Consider the following 17652-nt stretch of genomic DNA (forward strand, 5'->3'; position numbering starts at 1 on the left):
GCCATGAGCGTTGTCACCAACACCACCACGATCGGCGCGATCGACGCACCGAGCCGCCGCAACACCGAGCTGATGCTGCTCGCGTTCGCCGTCGGCATCCCGGTGTTCGCCTACGCCAACGTCGGTCTCGCCCTGAGCGGCGAGCTGCCGGCCGGCATGCTGGCATACGGTCTCGGCCTCGGGCTGCTGGCAGGACTCGGCCACCTTGCGGTCCGCAAGTTCGCGAAGTACGCGGATCCGCTGCTGCTGCCGTTGGCGACCCTCCTCAACGGCCTCGGCCTGGTGCTGATCTGGCGACTGGACCAGTCACCGAGGCTGGCGTACCAGGGGACCGCCGCACCGAACCAGCTGATGTGGTCGGCGCTCGGCGTCGCCATGTTCATCGGTGTACTGGTGTGTCTGAAGGACCACCGCGTACTGCAGCGCTTCACGTACATCTCGATGGCAGTCGCTCTGATCCTGCTGGCCGCCCCGGCCTTCTTCCCCGCGGACCAAGCCAACTTCGGCGCCAAGATCTGGATCCGCCTCGGCCCGCTCTCCCTGCAGCCCGGGGAGTTCGTGAAGATCATCCTCGCGATCTTCTTCTCCGGCTACCTGATGGTGAAGCGTGACGCACTCGCCCTCGCCAGCCGCCGGTTCATGGGCCTGTACCTGCCCCGGGGCAGGGACCTCGGCCCCATCCTCGCGGTCTGGATGCTGAGCATCCTCATCCTGGTCTTCGAGACCGACCTCGGTACCTCGCTCCTGTTCTTCGGAATGTTCGTGGTCATGCTCTATGTGGCCACCGAGCGGACCAGCTGGATCGTCTTCGGTCTGCTGATGTCGGCCGGCGGCGCCGTGGTCGTCGCGACCTTCGAGCCGCACGTCAAGGCACGAGTCGCGGCCTGGCTCAACCCGATGGCCATCTTCCTGCCGCCCGAACAGCGACCCGCGGGTCTGATCTCCGACCAGGCGGCACAGGCGCTGTTCGCCTTCGGGTCCGGAGGAACACTCGGCACGGGCCTGGGCCAGGGCAGTTCTGACCTGATCAACTTCGCCGCGAAGAGCGACTTCATCCTCGGCACCGTGGGCGAAGAGCTGGGTCTTGCCGGAATGATGGCGATCTTCCTGATCTACGCACTCGTGGTCCAGCGCGGCGTTCGCACCGCGCTCGCCGCTCGCGACCCGTTCGGCAAGCTCCTCGCCATCGGTCTTTCGTCCGCGTTCGCCCTGCAGGTCTTCATCGTCGCCGGCGGCGTGCTCAACCTGATTCCGCTGACCGGTATGACGATGCCCTTCCTCGCGCAGGGCGGTTCCTCCGTCATCACCAACTGGGCGCTCATCGCCATCCTGATCCGGATCAGCGACACAGCCCGCCGTCCCGCGCCGGCTCCAGCCCCGTCCCCCGACGCCGAGATGACCCAGGTGGTCCGACCGTGAACAAGCCCCTGCGACGAGTCGCGATCTTCTGTGGCCTTCTCGTGCTCGCTCTGCTGATCCGCACCAACTGGGTCCAGTACGTCCAGAGTGACGAACTGAACACGCACAAGAGCAACAAGCGCGTGCAGATCGAGCGCTACGCCTACGAACGCGGCGACATCATCGTCGACGGCAAGCCGATCACCGGCTCCGCCGCGACCGACGACAAGTTCTACAAGTACAAGCGCACCTACATCAACGGCCCCATGTGGGCGCCTGTGACCGGGTACGCCTCCCAGGCATTCGACGCCAACCAGATCGAAAAGCTCGAGGACGGCGTTCTCACCGGCAACTCCGACCAGCTCTTCTTCGACCGCACGATGGCGATGTTCACCGGCGACAAGAAGAAGGGCGGCAACGTCGTCACGACACTCAGCGGCGCTGCGCAGCTGGCCGCCTACAAGGGTCTCGGCTCCAAGAAGGGCGCCGTCGCGGCCATCGATCCGAAGACCGGCAAGATCCTCGCGCTCGCCTCCACCCCCTCCTACGACCCCACCTCCTTCGCCGGCTACGGCGGCTCGGACGAGAAGGCGTGGAACAAGCTGGAGAAGGACAAAAACAAGCCGAAGCTCAACCGTGCCCTGCGTGAGGTCTACCCGCCCGGCTCCACCTTCAAGGTCGTCACCGCGGCCGCCGCGCTCGAACACGGCAAGATCACCGACATCGACGCCGCGACGGACACCCCCGAGCCGTACATCCTGCCCAACACCCGCACGCCGATGGTCAACCACGCCAACGGCTGCAAGAACGCCAGCCTGAACGAGGCTCTGCGGGTCTCCTGCAACTCCGTCTTCGCCAAGCTCGGCGACACGGTCGGCCGCGACCAGATGCTGGAGACCAGCCAGAAGTTCGGCTTCAACAACGCCGAGATCGACACCCCGGTACGCGCCGCCGCCTCCGTGTACGACAAGAACATGGACCGCCCCGGCAACGCGCTGTCCTCCATCGGCCAGTTCAACACCGCGACCACCCCCCTCCAGATGGCCATGGTCACCTCGGCGATCGTCAATGACGGCAAGCTGATGAAGCCGTACATGATCGACCAGCTCGAGTCGCCCAACCTCGACGTCATCAAGAAGAACGAGCCGCAGGAGATGAGCCGCCCGCTCTCCCAGAAGAACGCGCAGCTCCTCCAGCAGATGATGGAGAACGTCGTCGAGAAGGGCACCGGCAGCAACGCCAAGATCGACGGCGTCACCGTCGGCGGCAAGACCGGCACCGCCCAGCACGGCGAGAACAACAGCAAGAACCCTTACGCCTGGTTCATCTCGTACGCCAAGACCAGTGACGGACAGACGGTGGCCGTCGCCGTTGTCGTCGAGGACAGCGAGGCCAAGCGGGACGACATCACGGGTGGCGGTCTGGCCGCTCCGATCGCCAAGGACGTGATGAAGGCAGTACTGGACAGCAAGAAGTGACGGAGATCACCTCCGGCGTCCATACCTGCACATTGCGATACCGGTCAGGTATCAGGTGACGGTCACGGGCCGATCAGGCGGTGCGTGGCCGGTAGCGTATGCGCGAACAGCACACCGCCGGACCACACACGGGTGCGGTCGGGACTGACGGAGAGGGCTGGAACAGTTATGGAAGAGCCGCGTCGCCTCGGCGGCCGGTACGAACTGGGCTCGGTGCTCGGCCGTGGTGGCATGGCAGAGGTCTACCTCGCCCACGACACCCGGCTCGGCCGCACCGTCGCCGTGAAGACGCTGCGGGCCGATCTCGCCCGCGACCCGTCCTTCCAGGCCCGGTTCCGCCGTGAGGCCCAGTCGGCCGCCTCGCTCAACCACCCTGCGATCGTCGCGGTCTACGACACGGGCGAGGACTACGTCGACCAGGTCTCGATCCCGTACATCGTGATGGAGTACGTCGACGGCTCCACGCTCAGGGAGCTGCTGCACTCGGGCCGCAAGCTGCTTCCCGAGCGCACGCTGGAGATGACGATCGGCATCCTCCAGGCCCTCGAGTACTCCCACCGCAACGGCATCGTCCACCGCGACATCAAGCCCGCGAACGTCATGCTGACGCGTACCGGCCAAGTCAAGGTCATGGACTTCGGTATCGCCCGCGCCATGGGCGACTCCGGCATGACCATGACGCAGACCGCCGCCGTCATCGGCACGGCCCAGTACCTCTCCCCGGAGCAGGCCAAGGGCGAGCAGGTCGACGCACGCTCCGACCTGTACTCCACCGGCTGTCTGCTCTACGAGCTGCTCACCGTGCGCCCGCCCTTCGTGGGCGACTCCCCGGTGGCCGTGGCCTACCAGCACGTACGGGAAGAGCCGCAGCCGCCGAGCAACTTCGACCCCGAGATCACGCCCGAGATGGACGCCATCGTCCTCAAGGCCCTGGTCAAGGACCCCGACTACCGCTACCAGTCCGCGGACGAGATGCGCGCCGACATCGAGGCCTGCCTCGACGGCCAGCCCGTCGCGGCCACAGCGGCGATGGGCGCGGTCGGCTACGGCGGATACGGCCCGGACGACCAGCCGACGACCGCCCTGCGCCAGGCCGATCCCGGCGGCCAGACGTCGATGCTCCCGCCGATGAACCCGGACGACGGGGGCTACGGCAGCTACGACGACCGCCCGGACCGCCGACGCCAGAAGAAGTCGAACACCTCGACGATCCTGCTGGTGCTCGCGGGCATCCTGGTGCTGGTCGGCGCGGTGCTCATCGGCCGCTCCGTCTTCGGCGGCGGCGGTGACGGCACCGGCGACGTGCCGGTGCCGCAACTGGTGGGCAAGCCGTTCAAGGAAGCGCAGGGCCTGGCGACGAACGCGGGCGTCAAGCTCGCCCAGTCCGGTACGCAGCGCTGTGACCAGCCCAAGGGCAGCATCTGCAGCCAGACGCCGGCCGACGGCAAGATGCAGCAGGGCGAGACGATCCAGGCGGTCGTCTCCGAGGGCGCGCCGAAGGTCGAGGTCCCGGACGTCACGGAGAAGTCCCTGGGGAACGCGGAGAAGGCCCTGGACGCCAAGGGCTTCAGGTCCGAGCGCAAGGAAGTCGAGTCCGACGAGGAGCCCGGCACGGTGCTCAGCCAGAGCCCCAAGGGCGGCAGCCAGGCTGAGAAGGGCACGGTCGTCACCCTCACCGTGGCCAGGCAGTCCAAGGTCAATGTGCCGCCGGTCGTGGGCTCCCAGTTCGACGCGGCCAAGGCTCAGCTCGAGGGGCTGGAGTTCGAGGTCCAGCGGAATGATGTGGACTCCGACCAGCCCGCGGGCCAGGTCGTCGCCCAGGACCCCACGGGCGGCTCGAAGGCGGCCAAGGGTTCCAAGGTCACCCTGAACGTCTCCAAGGGCCCGCAGCAGACGCTGGTACCGGTTCCCGAGGTCAGGACGAAGCGGGTCTCCGAGGCCCGGCAGATCCTGGCCCAGAGCGGATTCAACAACGTCCAGTTCGCGCCCGGCAGCTCCACGGACGAAAACGCCATCGTGACCGGCATGAACCCCCAGCCCGGCACCCAGTCGGATCCGGCGTCCACCACGATCGTGCTCCAGACGATCGGCGGCATCGGTGACAACAACGGCGGGAACGGCAACGGCGGGAACGGCGGCGGAGGCGGCTAGCCGCGGTCGCAGTCGCCACGGGATGAACGAAGGAGCCCTCGGCCCCCACTCACACACAGGTGGGGGCCGGGGGCTCCTTGCGTGGCCAGGGCGACGAGCGCCTCGCTAGCGCAGCTCCGCAGGCGGCGTACGGTCCTTGTCGACCTTCTCCGTACGCACCAGCTCGCCCCACACGATGTACCGGTAGTCCGAGGTGTAGACCGGCGTGCAGGTCGTCAGCGTGATGTAGCGGCCCGGCTTCGTCCTCCCCGACGCCTTGGGAACCGGCTGGAGCACATCCACGTTGTACTTCGAGGTCTGCTTGAGCTCCTTGTAGACCTTGTAGACGTACCAGGTGTCCCGCGTCTCGAAGACGATCGGGTCGCCCGTCGCCAGCTTGTGGATGTTGTGGAACTTCGCCCCATGGCCGTCACGGTGCGCCGCCAGCGTGAAATTGCCATTGCGGTCCCAGGGCAGCGCCGACTTGATCGGGTCCGTGTAGTACCCGGCGATCCCGTCGTTGAGGCTCTTGGAGTCGGTGCCCCGCTTCACCAGCACCTCGCCGTTGTTCATGGCGGGTACATGCAGAAAACCTATGCCGTCCTTCGTGTCCAGGGCTCCCGGGGCGCTGTTGGTCCAGCCGTCTCGCATGTGGTCGCCCTGCTTTGAGGCCGCACGGTCGGCGAGCACATTGGTCCACCACAGGGAGTAGACGACAAACAGCCCCAGCACCACGCCCGCGGTGATCAGCAGCTCGCCGAGGACACTGATGGCGCCGGCGATCCGGCTCCGCGCACGTGACACCGCACCTGTTCCCGTCTTGAAGTTTCACAGCGTTCAGCCGACAAGCGCGTCGGGCTTGCCGTTGCTGCGCGGCCGTTCCTCGACCATCTTGCCCCACACGATCATTCGGTACGTACTCGTGAATTCAGGCGTACACGTCGTCAGCGTGATGTACCGGCCGGGCCCGTTGAGCCCGGACCCCTGAGGCACCGGGGCGATCACGCTGATGTTCGACGGCGACGTCTGGGGGAGGATGCTCACCATCTTGTACGTGTAGTACGCGTCCTGCGTCTCCACGACGATCGGGTCCCCCGGGTTGAGACGATTGATGTAGCGGAACGGTTCGCCGTGGGTGTTGCGGTGGCCCGCGACCGCGAAATTGCCCGCCTTGTCGGCGGGCATCGCGGTCTTGAGCTTGCCCTCGCCGTAGTGGCCGACCATGCCCCGGTCGAGGACCTTGTGCTTGCTGATGCCCTCGGCGACGGGAACGACCACGTCCAGCTTGGGGATGTACATGATCGCGAAACCCTGGCCGGGCTCGAACACACCGGGCTGGCGGCCCTTGGCGAAGCCGTCCTGAATCTTGTTCGTCTCCTGGCCGGCCTGCTGACCGGCCCTTATGTTCGTCCACCACAGCTGATACGTCACAAACAGCAGCATCAGCACGCCGAAGCTGATGAACAGCTCACCGATGGCGCGACTGGCGACGACGGCCGGGCTGTCCTTCGCCGCACGCGCGGCACGGCGGGCCTCGACTCGTGAGAGGGGCCTCGCGGGCGCGGACGGCTCGGCGGCGGTCGCGGCGGGCTCCGGGCGCTTGCGGCCACGCCCCTTGGCCGCCCTGCGGCGCTCGGCACGGCCCGGTCCGGCCGGGGTCTGAACCGCGCGGCGGGTGTCCGCCGTGCGCAGCGCGACGGTTTCGTCGTCCGCCACGGGCATCGGGTCAGTGGCCGGCACCTGCTCGGTCAGCCACTCCGGCACCGGTGCAGGGCGGCGGCGGCGACCGCCAGCGGGGGCAGGCGCAGGGACCGGTTCAGGGACCGGTTCAGGCGTCCACTGAGGTTCCGTTTCCGGTTGCTGGGGGGCGTACCAGTCCTGCTGATAGCCCTCGGGGTCGTACCACTCCTGAGGAGCAGCCTGCGGCTGAGCGGGCTCCTCCCGCGGAGCGTTCGCCTCCCGGAACCACGGCGCGCCCTGCTCCCCCGGTGGCAACGGATCCGTCAGCGGGTCGTACTCGTACCCGCCCTCAGGGCGCGAAGCGCTCACGCCACGGCCTTGCCCACCACTGGCGCCAGGCCCGCCGAACGCCCGACCGCACCCGCGTCGCCGCACTGTTCCAGCCAATTGGCGAGCATCAGATGACCGTGCTCGGTCAGAACCGACTCGGGGTGGAACTGCACGCCCTCCACAGCCAGTTCACGGTGGCGCAGCCCCATGATGATGCCGTCCGCCGTCCGTGCGGTGACCTCCAGTTCGTCCGGAAGATCCGCCGGCTCGGCCGCCAGCGAGTGGTAGCGCGTCGCCGTGAACGGCGAAGGCAGCCCGGCGAAGACACCCTTCCCCTCGTGCGAGACCAGCGACGTCTTGCCATGCAGCAGCTCGGGGGCGCGGTCCACGACGCCGCCGTAGGCCACCGCCATCGACTGCATCCCCAGACACACGCCGAAGACCGGCACGCCCGTGTCAGCGCAGTGCCGCACCATCTCGATGCAGACCCCGGCCTGCTCCGGCGCGCCGGGCCCCGGGGAGAGCAGCACCCCGTCGAAACCGTCCTGGGCATGCTCCAGCGAGACCTCGTCGTTGCGCACGACCTCGCACTCGGCGCCGAGCTGGTAGAGGTACTGGACGAGGTTGAAAACGAAGCTGTCGTAGTTGTCGACGACCAGAATCCGTGCGCTCATCGGGCCGCTCCCGCTCCGTCGACCGTCACATCGTTGAAGGGAAGCAGCGGCTCGGCCCACGGGAACACGTACTGGAACAGCACGTAGACGACCGCGAGGACCAGCACGAACGAGATGAACGCCCGCGCCCATGCGTTGCCCGGCAGATGCCGCCAGATCCAGCCGTACATGCTGTCCCTTTCCGTTCGGTACCGCACCAGACTAAAGGGCGCCAGGGGCACATGGGTCAGCTGTGCAAAGCTTCCGGTTTGCCGTCGGTCACAGGCTGCGTCGCGTCCAGATGCGCCCAGGCGACCAGCCGGTGGCTGCTGCCCCACTCCGGGTCGCAGGTGGTCAGCGTCAGATAGCGCCCGGGCCCGTCGAAACCGGACTTCACCGGAACGGGATCGATGACGGCGACATCGCTCGGAACCGTCCGGTAGGGCTCCTTGTCGATGCGGTACGTGAACCAGGTCCTCCCGTCCGTCAGCACCACGGCGTCCCCGGGCCGCAGCTGCGGAAAGTCCTTGAAGGGATCCCCGTACGTCCGCCGGTGGCCGGCGACCGAGAAGTTGCCGCTGCCGCCGAGTGTCGTGGTGGAGGCGTAGTGCCCGAGCCCCTTCTTCAGGGTCCCCGTACCCGTGCCCTCGAGCACCGGCCAGTCCCAACTCCTGCCGAAGCGGGGGATGTACATCACCGCGAACGGCTTTCCCGCGCGGTAGGCCGGGCGCGCGGACGGAGCAGGAGCGGGCGTGCCCTTGGCTCCCGGGGCCGGGGCCTGGCCCGGAGACGCGACCGGGCCCTGGGACCACTCCTGCCGGAGCCTGTCGATCTGGCCGTCCGTCGCACTGTCTGCCTTCACGCCGGTCCAGAACAGCACGTACACCACGAACAGCACGATCAAAGTGCCGACGGTGATGCAGAGTTCGCTGAGAGTCCTGACGATCAGCCGTACCGACATCGTCCGTCCCACCGTCCCCCAGGGGCTACCGCACGGGCTTCGCGTAGTGGAGATCCACTGTGCCCGAGTAGCCGGGAAGAGTCACCGCCCCGCGCTCCTCGACTTTCCAGCCGAGGCCATAGGCCTTCACATACAGCTGGTAGTTCTGGATGGCCGGGGAAGCGGCGAGCGCCTTCTTGAGCGCACCCCGGTCACCGACCGCGGTGATCTTGTACGGCGGGGAGTACACACGCCCTTGCAGGATGAGTGTGTTGCCCACGCACCGCACCGCGCTGGTGGAGATGAGCCGCTGGTCCATGACCTGGATGCCCCGGGCTCCGCCCTGCCACAGGGCATTCACGACGGCCTGCAGGTCCTGCTGGTGGATGACCAGGTCGTTGGCCTGAGGGGCGGGATACCCGGGGGCTGCCTGGGCGTTCGGCGGAGCGTCGTTGAGGGTGACGGAGACGGCAGGGCCGCTGATCTCCGAGGTGCCCGCCGCCTTCTCCAGAGCGGCCAGCTTCACGTCCTCGGCCTTGGTCGAGCCGTCGTCCCGCTGGGCAAGGGCATCGACGTCCCCGCGCACCGCCGCGGTGGACTGCTCCAGCTCGCCGTTCTTGGAGCTGCGCTGCTCGATCAGGTCGGAGAGCTTCAGCAGCGAGGCGTCCGTGCGGATGTCGGTACCCTTGGCCGTGTTGAAGCTGGTCACGAAGATCAGCCCGGCGAGAGCGAAAACGCCGGCCGTCAGCAGCCGGACCGGACCGCCCGTCATCCGACCACCACCCATCGAGCCTCGCCGTCCTTCTGTCCGTCACAGCAGTGAACCGGCCCTGGGGGGAGGTCGCCAGAATTGGTCAACGTACCCTTATCTCCTCAGGCGCCGCGGAAGCACTACGCTAACGGACGCCCGGGGGAGGCAGCGGCCCCCCTCGCTCCAGCCCCCGCGCCAGCCACAGTTCCCTGCGCGGTCACGCAGCGCATCGACAGGAGAGTCCCTCGTGCCGAAGTCACGTATCCGCAAGAAGGCCGACTTCACGCCGCCGGCATCGAAGCAGGCGACGAACATCAAGCTGACCAATCGCAGCTGGGTCGCCCCGGTGATGCTCGCATTGTTCCTGATCGGCCTTGCCTGGATCGTCCTCTTCTATGTGACCGAGGGCGACCTGCCGATCAAGAGCCTCGGCAACTGGAACATCGTTGCCGGGTTCGGCTTCATCGCCGCCGGCTTCGGCGTCTCCACACAGTGGAAGTAGCTCCTCCACAGTCCGGCCGTCAAGCCCTGCCCTGAGGTTATCCACACGGTTATCCACAGCGGGGGAAAAGGTCGGAAGATCTGTGGATAACCCTCGGAGCATTGACGCCGGTGTGACTAGCGTCGGCCATCTTGATGAAGCGCCCCGCCCCTTGCCCCTGCTGGGAAAACCCAGCTCAGCGACAAGGGGCACGCTTGTTCCCCACAGCATGCACAGGATCGGGCACACGCTGTGGACAACTGTGGGGAAAGGTCTCGCTCAGGTGAGCACCGCGGACCGGGCGACGATAGTCACCACGGTCGCGATAAGGACCAGCGAACAGGTGGCGAGCTGCACCAGCATGCGGCGGTCGCGGGGTGCGTAGACCAAACCGAGTGTGACGAGCGCGCCGGTCACCAGGCCGCCGATGTGGCCCTGCCAGGAGATGCCTTCCCTGGTGAACGTCAGCAGCAGGCTGATACCCAGAATCGCGATGACCGGACGCATGTCGAGGTTGACGCGCCGGGCGAGCACGGCGAACGCGCCCATCAGGCCGAAGATGGCGCCGGACGCGCCCAGCGAGGGCTGGTTCGGGGCGGCGATCAAGTAGGCGAGAGCACTTCCGCCGAGGCCGGACATCAGATAGACGGCGAGGAAGCGGGTACGGCCGAGTGCTGGTTCCACGAGTCTGCCGAGGAACCAGAGACTGACCATGTTGAAGAGGATGTGGGAGACCTCTTGGTGCAGGAAGGTGGAGGTGAGGAGCCTGTACCACTCGCCGTCCGCCACTCCGACGACTTCACCGAGCTGGGGGCTGAAGGCGTATCCGATGAGCTCGAGCTCGGCGACGAAGCGGTCGCCGAGGGCGAGTACGGTGACGAAGACTCCGAGGTTGATCCCGATGAGGATCTTGGTGAGCAGGAAGGAGTCGGATGTGACCACGCCGCCGGCGACGGTTCGCGGCTGGTTGGCGGTCACAGAGTGTCCCGTACCCGATACGGAGCGTACGCACTCGGGGCACTGGAATCCGACAGAGGCGCTGACCATGCAGTCCGTGCAGATGGGCCGCTCGCAGCGGGTGCATCTGATGCCGGTCTCGCGGCCCGGGTGCCGATAGCAGCTGGGCACGTGCGCGTCCTGTGGCTGTTGTGGACTGCCCGATGCCTGGTCCATGAGGTTCCTCGATCTCCCTAGCTCAACACACCGCCCCGCCCATCCATACGGACGGGCGGGGCGAATTGGTTCCCTGGGGGAACGCGGGGCTCAGCCCTCGCGGGTCTCCACGACGACCGACTCGATCACCACGTCGTTGACGGGCCGGTCGGTACGGGGGTTGGTCTGGGTGTCGGCGATGTTATCGACGACCTTCTTGCCGGCCTCGTTGGAGACCTCGCCGAAGATGGTGTGCTTGCGGGTCAGCCAGGCGGTGGGCGAGACGGTGATGAAGAACTGGGAGCCGTTGGTGCTCGGGCCCGCGTTGGCCATGGCCAGGAGGTAGGGCCTGTCGAAGGCGAGGTCGGGGTGGAACTCGTCCCCGAACTCGTACCCCGGGCCGCCGGTGCCGTTGCCCAGCGGGTCGCCGCCCTGGATCATGAAGCCGCGGATCACGCGGTGGAAGGCCGTGCCGTCGTACAGCTTGTCCGTGGACTTCTTGCCGGTCGCGGGGTGGGTCCATTCGCGTTCGCCCTGGGCGAGCTCCACGAAGTTCTTGACCGTCTTGGGCGCGTGGTTCGGCAGAAGCCGGATCTCGATGTCGCCTTGGTTGGTCTTCAAGGTGGCGTACAGCTGCTCGGCCACGGTCTGCCTTCCCTAAGTCCTGTCTGACGTCTTCCGATCCTCGCACGGAAGTGCCGTCGACGGATAAAAGCCGCCGAGTAGTGGCGGGAGCGGCGCGTTATGGGGCGAACCGTGGCATCGTCGACCGCAAGGTCCCTACATGACCCGGATGCCCGCCCCGCATGCCGAGGCCGCACTCAACAGGCATGATTTCCCAACGGGTGGAAAGGCGAAAGTGTGCCTAACTGGGAGTTAACCCTATCCACCCAGAACGCCACCGAGGAGGAGGATCCCGTGACCCGCATGGACAGCGTGCGCGCCGCGACCGGTACGGCGAAGGACGGCGTGCTGCACGCCGCGGACGTGGTGGCGCCCTACGCCGGTACGGCCAAGGACCAGGCAGCGCACTATGCGCACGAGGCCCGCGTACTGCTGGCGCCGAAAGTCTCGAAGGCCGCTCAACAGGCCCGTGTTCAGTACGGCGCCCGTGTGGCGCCGCATGTTCCGCCGAAGGTGGACGAGGGCGCGCGCCGAGCCGCGGTTCAGGCTCGGAGGGCCGCTCGTCAGGCGGCGGATTACACCGTTCCGCGTGTTGAGCACGCGGTGGCCGTCACTCAGCCCGTCCGGGAGGAGGCGGCGGCCCGCTCCGTTGCCGCTCTGGCCGCGCTGCGCGGACAGGTGACGGCGAAGGAGATTCAGAAGCTGGTCAAGAAGCACGAGCGGCGGTCCAGGGCCGGGCGCCTCGCCAAGGGTGTGGCGATCGTCGGCGTGCTGGCCTGTGGGGCCTTCCTCGTGTGGAAGTGGTGGGACAAGCAGGCCAACCCTGACTGGCTGGTCGAGCCGCCTGCTGCGACAGAGGTGTCCGATCGCCCTCCGCTGACGTCCGTCGACGGCAGTGGACAAGGGGATCTGGATCCTGAGGTGCAGGCGAAGCAGGCCGATGCGGAGGCTTCGGACCGCGACGAGGGTCGCTGACCGGGTACCACCGACAGGGCGGACGGCGCCGGCAAGACAGGTGGCTTCGGGAGGACAGCCGGCGTCGGGAGCTGTGAGAGCACCCGGCGCCTCAGGCCGTGGCCCGCGCCCGCTCCCCGGCGGTGCCGGGGGCAACGTCCGCGGCGATGTCCTTCGCCCTGCCGATCTTGCCGGTGTCCTTCGCCCTGCCGATCTTGCCGGTGGGACTGACGACGGCAGCGGCAGCTGCGGCGGAACTGTCGTCCTCCGCGTCGGTGTCGATCGCGGGCAGGTGCCGGCTCGTGGGTGATGATCCGTGGGCCTCGGCCCGGATACGCTGCTTGATCGTGGGCGGCAGCGACCTGTCGTGCGCCGTCGGGCTCCATCGTGTACTGGGTGCGGGCACCGTCGCCCGGACGGGCTGCCGGCGCGTCTGCTTCGGCAGGTCGACCCGGCCCGGCGTCGGCGCGGCCGGCTGCGGTGCGGCCGTCGCGGTGGTGGTGGCGGCGGTGAGCCCCACCGAGGCAAGCAGTGCAAAGAACGCGGTGATGAACGCGGTCCACAGATTCCTGACCTTCATGGCGGCCATGACCCCTCGCTTTCGGGTTGAGCGATCTACATACCTTTCTCATGATGTGTACGCATCTCGGGAAGTGGGGGAGCGACGCCGCCGCTGTGCAGTTCTTCGGATGAACACCACCCGGTCGGCTCAATCGCGGGCCGGTGAGGGCGGGATTCGAGGTGCGCGAAGGGCCGCGAGGCGGTAGGGGCACAAAAAGGGGCGCTCCGATCTGTCGAACAGATCGGAGCGCCCTTGTCGCTGTGGAGCCTAGGGGAGTCGAACCCCTGACATCTGCCATGCAAAGACAGCGCTCTACCAACTGAGCTAAGGCCCCGGAAAGGGTGGGTACGGCCGAGCAGAGACTGGCCTCAACCACCGCCGGAGACCAGAGTACCGGGTCACCCCCGTGATCCTGCAAAAGGATTGGGACTCCCGGTGGGCGACCACGCTCCGTAAGATGCTCGGCGAGGTTCGCAGCAGCGAAGCCCGCTTGGGGAAGCGATGGGGAGACGCAATGGACGCCGCTCAGCAGGAAACGACCGCAAGAGCCAGGGAGCTACAGCGCAGCTGGTACGGAGAGCCTCTGGGGGCGCTCTTCCGCCGACTCATCGACGACCTGGGTCTGAACCAGGCCCGACTCGCGGCGGTGCTCGGGCTCTCGGCTCCGATGCTGTCCCAGCTGATGAGTGGACAGCGGGCCAAGATCGGCAATCCCGCGGTGGTCCAGCGGGTTCAGGCCCTGCAGGAGTTGGCGAGTCTGGTCGCCGACGGCAGTGTCAGCGCGGTCGAGGCCACCGACCGTATGGAGGAGATCAAGAAGTCCCAGGGCGGTTCGGTGCTGACCGGTACGAGCCAGACGACAAGCAGCTCGGGCGCTCCTACGGTGCGCCGAGTCGTCCGTGAGATCCAGTCCCTGCTGCGCTCCGTCTCGGCGGCCGGGGACATCATCGATGCGGCGGACTCCCTCGCCCCGAGCCACCCCGAACTGGCAGAGTTCCTCCGGGTGTACGGGGCCGGGCGCACGGCGGACGCGGTGGCCCACTACGAGTCGCACCAGAGCTGACCGAGGCAGCGGGCCTCACTGGGGAACGGGGAGCGGGCGCAACGCAATGGGTGAGGTCTTCGCTGGTCGGTACGGACTGATCGACCCGATCGGACGTGGTGGTGTCGGTGCGGTCTGGCGTGCCTGGGACCACCGGCGCCGTCGCTATGTGGCGGCGAAGGTGCTGCAGCAGAGCGATGCGCACACTCTCCTGCGCTTCGTCCGTGAGCAGGCTCTGCGGATCGATCATCCTCATGTCCTCGCCCCGGCCAGCTGGGCCGCGGACGACGACAAGGTGCTGTTCACCATGGACCTGGTGAGCGGCGGGTCGCTGGCGCATGTCATCGGCGACTACGGCCCGCTGCCGCCCCGTTTTGTGTGCACGCTTCTCGATCAGCTGCTGTCCGGACTTGCCGCGGTGCACGCGGAGGGGGTCGTGCACCGCGACATCAAGCCGGCGAACATTCTGCTGGAGGCCACGGGGACCGGGCGGCCTCATCTGCGCCTGTCCGACTTCGGAATCTCCATGCGCAAGGGTGAGCCGCGGCTCACCGAGACCAACTACGTGGTGGGCACGCCCGGTTACTTCGCACCCGAGCAGATGCTGGGCGCGGAGCCCAACTTCACGGCCGACCTCTTCGCGGTGGGCCTGGTCGCGCTGTATCTGCTCCAGGGCCAGAAACCCGACTCCCGGGCGCTGGTGGAGCATTTCGCCAGCCACGGCACTCCCGGCGCGCCCCAGGGCATCCCGGAACCGCTGTGGCAGGTGCTGGCCGGTCTGCTGCAGCCCGACCCTCAGGTCCGCTTCCGCACCGCCACGGGGGCTCGCAAGGCCCTCACGGCGGCGGTGGAGATGCTTCCGGAGCCCGGCGCCGACGACGAGCCGGTCGAGATCTTCGACCAGATCGGCCCGCTCCCCGCCGGATTCGGCCCCAAGGGCCCAGCAGGTCCCGCAGGCCCTGGCGATGCCGCCGCTCCCCCCGCTGACGCCGAGCCGGCCGACCACCGCCCTCAGGCGCCTGCCGAGCCCCACGTCCAGCCGCCGCTGACGTCCTCGGACACCGGGAGCTTCCATCTGGCCCCGCCACCGCAGCAGCCGCCCGTACAGCCGTCCGTACAACTGCCGCACGCTGCCCAGCCTTCGGCTCCTCCCCCCACGCCTGCGGCCTCGGAGCCGACTCCCGCACCGACTCCCACGCCCATGCCTGTGTCGGCGCACAGCGCGTCCCCCCTTCACGCTTCCGCGCCCGAGCGCTCTTCGCAGTCCCAGACCGCTCCGACCGCCCCGGTGCGGCACGAACAACCTCTTACTCGTGCTTACACCGCTCAGAGCTCGCAGCTTCCGCATCCGCACGCACCGATTCCGACGGCGGCCCGGAAACGGCCGGGACCGCCCCCGAAGGTGGCGGTCCCGGTGCTGATCGTCGCGCTGCTCTGTTTTGCGGTCGGCATCTGGGCGCTGACCCAGTCCTGAGCCGCCCCGGCCGTTACCAGGAGGGCGGCGGCCCGTACTGCCCCGGTGTCTGACCCCCCGGCGCCTGCCCGCCGCCCGGAACCTGACCAGGCGCATGCCCGGCAACGTTCACCGGACCCGGACCCGGACCAGAACCAGGCCCCGGCCTCGGGCTAGGCCCCGGCCCCGCCGCATGCCCCAGGCCCATGCCCTGCCCCTGTCCAGGGACCGGCCCCGCCACGCCCTGCGCGGGCAGTGCCGTCGCCCGTCGGCGCGCCACCAGCGTCCATACGCCGAGCCCGAGCACCAGCACGGTCCCGGCACCGATCCCAGCGGCCGCGATCAGCTGCATGGTGTCGCTCTTCGCCGCCTCAGGCGCTCTCTCTCCGGAGTCGGCGGCCTCCTGGTCGTCCTTGGTGACCTCGAAGTCCCCCGCGGGACCCGCGTACGCCGGAGCGGCCTTCGCCTCGCCCTCGACATTGACCCTCAGGGTCAGCGCGAACGCATGCCGGCCGTACTCCTTGCCGACCTCCGGATTGAGCGTGACCGACAGGTAGTACCAACCGGCGAACCGCATCCCACTGTCGGAGCCGGTGTCGTACCGGTTCTCGTACGCCACGGGCGGCAGCGCATCCAGCGCGATCGAATTCTGCTTGCCGCTGTAGTACATGCTCGACGCCTCGTCCACGGCTCCGCGCGCGGGGTTGTGCAGGGCCAGCGCGAGGGCGCTCCCGACACCCGCCGCACTGTCGGGTGCCACGCTGGTGCCGAGGTCGGCGCTGGCGAAGATCTGCTGACCCCAGTCGACCGGCACCCGGTAGAAAAGCGTCTGGCCGGGGCGGATCTCGTCCTGCCACTCGCCCTGCTTCAGGCCCGTGGCATCGGTGAAGCTGGTGCCGCCGTGACGCTTCTGCGGGCCGCCGCCGGGCGGCGCGGGGTTCGCGGAGGGCCAGTTCTCGGGCGGCGCCGTCGCGCCCTGGGCCTTGAGCCCCGGCTCGGAGGCGAAACGGATCTCCACGGCCCACGGCTCGGGTGTCGAGGTGTCATCGCTGGACCGCTCGAGAAGGACGTAGTAGGCGCCCTCCTCCTGGCAGCTGCTGGCGTCCTTCTCGATGGTCCGTTCCGCGTACGCCGCGATAGGCCTGGCATAGGCGGCGGATCCGAACCGGGCGTCGTTGTCACCGCACCTGGAGCCCGAGCGGTCCTCGATGCTCACCGAGAGCTTGTCCGCGTAGCTCACTTTCGTCGCCAGCTTGGGGACGGCCACCGCGGAGACGTACGCGTTGGTCCTGGCGTCCAGATCGACGCGGTAGTAGCGCTTTTCGCCCGGCTTGATCGTGTCCTTGTACGTCGATCCGGCCTTCAGGGACGGCCCGTCGCTATTGACCGCCGCGCCCTGGACGGACTTGGCCTCGCTGTCGAAGGCGTACGGATTGGGCTCACCGGCTGCCCAGGACTGCCCGGGCAGCGCGGCCACCGCGCACATCGCCGCCATGGCCGCCAGCGTCGCCCGGCCCGTGCCGCGCTGCCTCTTCACGCGCTTCTCCTTGTCCGCCGTACCCGTACGAGCACCGCTCCCGCGATCAGGACGACCGTGCCGTCTGCCGCCGCTGCGGTCGCGGCGCCGGACCATCCTGCCCCGCCGGCCGCATCGCTGTCTTCGCGGGCCGCCGAATCACCCCGCTGGTCCCCCTTGTTGTCGGCCTTGTTGTCGGCGCTGCCGACGGCGTTCCCGCCAACGGGGGGCGCATCGTGCTGCGGGCCTGTCAGTGCGTCGCCCAGCTTCCGCCACGCGCAGCACCAGCCGATCCGCTCAACGACCAGCCAGTACCGTCCGGGCCCCACGGCCGGTGCGACCCTCACGTGTGTTCCCCTCCCGCACCCCGCATTTACTCTCGCAACCTATAGATTTGCGAAAGTGAACTCACGGCCCAAGATGGGCATGGTCCGGCAACGGCACCGGGCGCGCACGGGCAGAACACGCATCGCGGCACGCGAGGAAGGCGGGCCCGCATAGGACGCGA

The 17652-nt window shown here is 68.1% G+C and carries 18 protein-coding genes and 1 tRNA gene; 7 read left to right on the top strand and 12 right to left on the bottom strand.

Annotated features, from left to right (window positions below; genetic code table 11):
* The first annotated feature begins 3 nt into the window (after window positions 1-3).
* From OG293_RS17340 to pknB, 3 genes are all read left to right on the top strand, one after another.
* A complete protein-coding gene (locus tag OG293_RS17340) occupies window positions 4-1419 on the top strand; it encodes an FtsW/RodA/SpoVE family cell cycle protein (protein WP_405999697.1) in 1416 nt (471 codons plus the stop codon).
* Window positions 1416-2876 carry a peptidoglycan D,D-transpeptidase FtsI family protein gene (locus OG293_RS17345; protein WP_405999698.1) on the top strand — a complete coding sequence of 487 codons (1461 nt, stop codon included), beginning with the start codon at window positions 1416-1418 and terminating at the stop codon, window positions 2874-2876. The genes OG293_RS17340 and OG293_RS17345 overlap by 4 nt, the downstream gene beginning before the upstream one ends.
* A gap of 168 nt (window positions 2877-3044) precedes the next feature.
* Window positions 3045-5027 carry a Stk1 family PASTA domain-containing Ser/Thr kinase gene (pknB, locus tag OG293_RS17350; protein WP_405999699.1) on the top strand — a complete coding sequence of 661 codons (1983 nt, stop codon included), beginning with the start codon at window positions 3045-3047 and terminating at the stop codon, window positions 5025-5027.
* Window positions 5028-5132: 105 nt separating this feature from the next.
* Here pknB and OG293_RS17355 read toward each other — a convergent pair whose 3' ends face one another.
* Genes OG293_RS17355 through OG293_RS17380 form a run of 6 tightly spaced genes read right to left on the bottom strand, consistent with a single transcriptional unit; the run spans window position 5133 to window position 9381 of the window.
* Window positions 5133-5810, bottom strand: coding sequence for a class E sortase (locus tag OG293_RS17355; protein ID WP_405999700.1), 678 nt, complete (start codon window positions 5808-5810; stop codon window positions 5133-5135).
* Window positions 5811-5843: 33 nt separating this feature from the next.
* Window positions 5844-7121, bottom strand: a complete 1278-nt coding sequence (locus tag OG293_RS17360; RefSeq protein ID WP_405999701.1) for a class E sortase — start codon at window positions 7119-7121, stop codon at window positions 5844-5846.
* The gene (locus OG293_RS17365; RefSeq protein ID WP_405999702.1) at window positions 7052-7690 is read right to left on the bottom strand and encodes an aminodeoxychorismate/anthranilate synthase component II; all 639 of its coding nucleotides are present in this window, start codon (window positions 7688-7690) and stop codon (window positions 7052-7054) included. Before OG293_RS17365 ends, OG293_RS17360 begins: the two co-directional genes overlap by 70 nt.
* A complete protein-coding gene (locus OG293_RS17370) occupies window positions 7687-7860 on the bottom strand; it encodes a hypothetical protein (RefSeq protein WP_405999703.1) in 174 nt (57 codons plus the stop codon). The genes OG293_RS17365 and OG293_RS17370 overlap by 4 nt, the downstream gene beginning before the upstream one ends.
* A gap of 56 nt (window positions 7861-7916) precedes the next feature.
* Window positions 7917-8630 carry a class E sortase gene (locus OG293_RS17375; RefSeq protein ID WP_405999704.1) on the bottom strand — a complete coding sequence of 238 codons (714 nt, stop codon included), beginning with the start codon at window positions 8628-8630 and terminating at the stop codon, window positions 7917-7919.
* Window positions 8631-8655: 25 nt separating this feature from the next.
* The gene (locus tag OG293_RS17380; RefSeq protein WP_405999705.1) at window positions 8656-9381 is read right to left on the bottom strand and encodes a DUF881 domain-containing protein; all 726 of its coding nucleotides are present in this window, start codon (window positions 9379-9381) and stop codon (window positions 8656-8658) included.
* Between the two features lie 226 nt (window positions 9382-9607).
* Here OG293_RS17380 and crgA point away from each other — a divergent pair, with 226 nt between their 5' ends.
* Window positions 9608-9862, top strand: coding sequence for a cell division protein CrgA (gene crgA / locus OG293_RS17385; protein WP_405999706.1), 255 nt, complete (start codon window positions 9608-9610; stop codon window positions 9860-9862).
* 258 nt (window positions 9863-10120) lie between these two features.
* Here crgA and OG293_RS17390 read toward each other — a convergent pair whose 3' ends face one another.
* Complete coding sequence (locus tag OG293_RS17390) at window positions 10121-11014, bottom strand: rhomboid family intramembrane serine protease (RefSeq protein WP_405999707.1); 894 nt, start codon at window positions 11012-11014, stop codon at window positions 10121-10123.
* 90 nt (window positions 11015-11104) lie between these two features.
* Window positions 11105-11638, bottom strand: a complete 534-nt coding sequence (locus tag OG293_RS17395; RefSeq protein WP_405999708.1) for a peptidylprolyl isomerase — start codon at window positions 11636-11638, stop codon at window positions 11105-11107.
* A gap of 273 nt (window positions 11639-11911) precedes the next feature.
* Here OG293_RS17395 and OG293_RS17400 point away from each other — a divergent pair, with 273 nt between their 5' ends.
* Entirely contained in the window at window positions 11912-12592 is a 681-nt protein-coding gene (locus OG293_RS17400) for a DUF5324 family protein (RefSeq protein ID WP_405999709.1), read from the top strand.
* Window positions 12593-12683: 91 nt separating this feature from the next.
* On the opposite strand, the gene OG293_RS17405 is transcribed toward OG293_RS17400, so the two are convergent.
* Window positions 12684-13151 carry a DUF6344 domain-containing protein gene (locus tag OG293_RS17405; RefSeq protein ID WP_405999710.1) on the bottom strand — a complete coding sequence of 156 codons (468 nt, stop codon included), beginning with the start codon at window positions 13149-13151 and terminating at the stop codon, window positions 12684-12686.
* A 243-nt stretch (window positions 13152-13394) separates the two neighbouring features.
* Window positions 13395-13467: transfer RNA gene (locus OG293_RS17410), tRNA-Ala, on the bottom strand.
* A 180-nt stretch (window positions 13468-13647) separates the two neighbouring features.
* On the opposite strand from OG293_RS17410, the gene OG293_RS17415 reads away from it, so the two are divergent.
* Window positions 13648-14196: a helix-turn-helix domain-containing protein gene (locus OG293_RS17415; RefSeq protein WP_405999711.1), complete on the top strand. Its 549-nt coding sequence runs from the start codon at window positions 13648-13650 to the stop codon at window positions 14194-14196.
* A 46-nt stretch (window positions 14197-14242) separates the two neighbouring features.
* Entirely contained in the window at window positions 14243-15649 is a 1407-nt protein-coding gene (locus OG293_RS17420) for a serine/threonine-protein kinase (RefSeq protein WP_405999712.1), read from the top strand.
* Window positions 15650-15662: 13 nt separating this feature from the next.
* Here OG293_RS17420 and OG293_RS17425 read toward each other — a convergent pair whose 3' ends face one another.
* Both OG293_RS17425 and OG293_RS17430 read right to left on the bottom strand, forming a co-directional pair.
* On the bottom strand, window positions 15663-17165 hold the full coding sequence (locus tag OG293_RS17425; protein WP_405999713.1) for a hypothetical protein: 1503 nt from the start codon (window positions 17163-17165) through the stop codon (window positions 15663-15665).
* On the bottom strand, window positions 17162-17491 hold the full coding sequence (locus tag OG293_RS17430) for a hypothetical protein (protein WP_405999714.1): 330 nt from the start codon (window positions 17489-17491) through the stop codon (window positions 17162-17164). The genes OG293_RS17425 and OG293_RS17430 overlap by 4 nt, the downstream gene beginning before the upstream one ends.
* Between the last annotated feature and the right edge of the window lie 161 nt (window positions 17492-17652).

The organism is Streptomyces sp. NBC_00829 (assembly GCF_045161795.1).
Classification (GTDB): domain Bacteria; phylum Actinomycetota; class Actinomycetes; order Streptomycetales; family Streptomycetaceae; genus Streptomyces.

Excerpts from the sequence above, each read along its gene's own strand:
- OG293_RS17340 (WP_405999697.1), top strand. The coding sequence starts at position 4 with ATGAGCGTTGTCACCAACACCACCACGATCGGCGCGATCGACGCACCG.
- pknB (WP_405999699.1), top strand. The coding sequence starts at position 3,045 with ATGGAAGAGCCGCGTCGCCTCGGCGGCCGGTACGAACTGGGCTCGGTG.
- OG293_RS17365 (WP_405999702.1), bottom strand. The coding sequence starts at position 7,690 with ATGAGCGCACGGATTCTGGTCGTCGACAACTACGACAGCTTCGTTTTC.
- OG293_RS17370 (WP_405999703.1), bottom strand. The coding sequence starts at position 7,860 with ATGTACGGCTGGATCTGGCGGCATCTGCCGGGCAACGCATGGGCGCGG.
- OG293_RS17375 (WP_405999704.1), bottom strand. The coding sequence starts at position 8,630 with ATGTCGGTACGGCTGATCGTCAGGACTCTCAGCGAACTCTGCATCACC.
- OG293_RS17380 (WP_405999705.1), bottom strand. The coding sequence starts at position 9,381 with ATGACGGGCGGTCCGGTCCGGCTGCTGACGGCCGGCGTTTTCGCTCTC.
- OG293_RS17390 (WP_405999707.1), bottom strand. The coding sequence starts at position 11,014 with ATGGACCAGGCATCGGGCAGTCCACAACAGCCACAGGACGCGCACGTG.
- OG293_RS17405 (WP_405999710.1), bottom strand. The coding sequence starts at position 13,151 with ATGAAGGTCAGGAATCTGTGGACCGCGTTCATCACCGCGTTCTTTGCA.
- OG293_RS17415 (WP_405999711.1), top strand. The coding sequence starts at position 13,648 with ATGGACGCCGCTCAGCAGGAAACGACCGCAAGAGCCAGGGAGCTACAG.
- OG293_RS17420 (WP_405999712.1), top strand. The coding sequence starts at position 14,243 with ATGGGTGAGGTCTTCGCTGGTCGGTACGGACTGATCGACCCGATCGGA.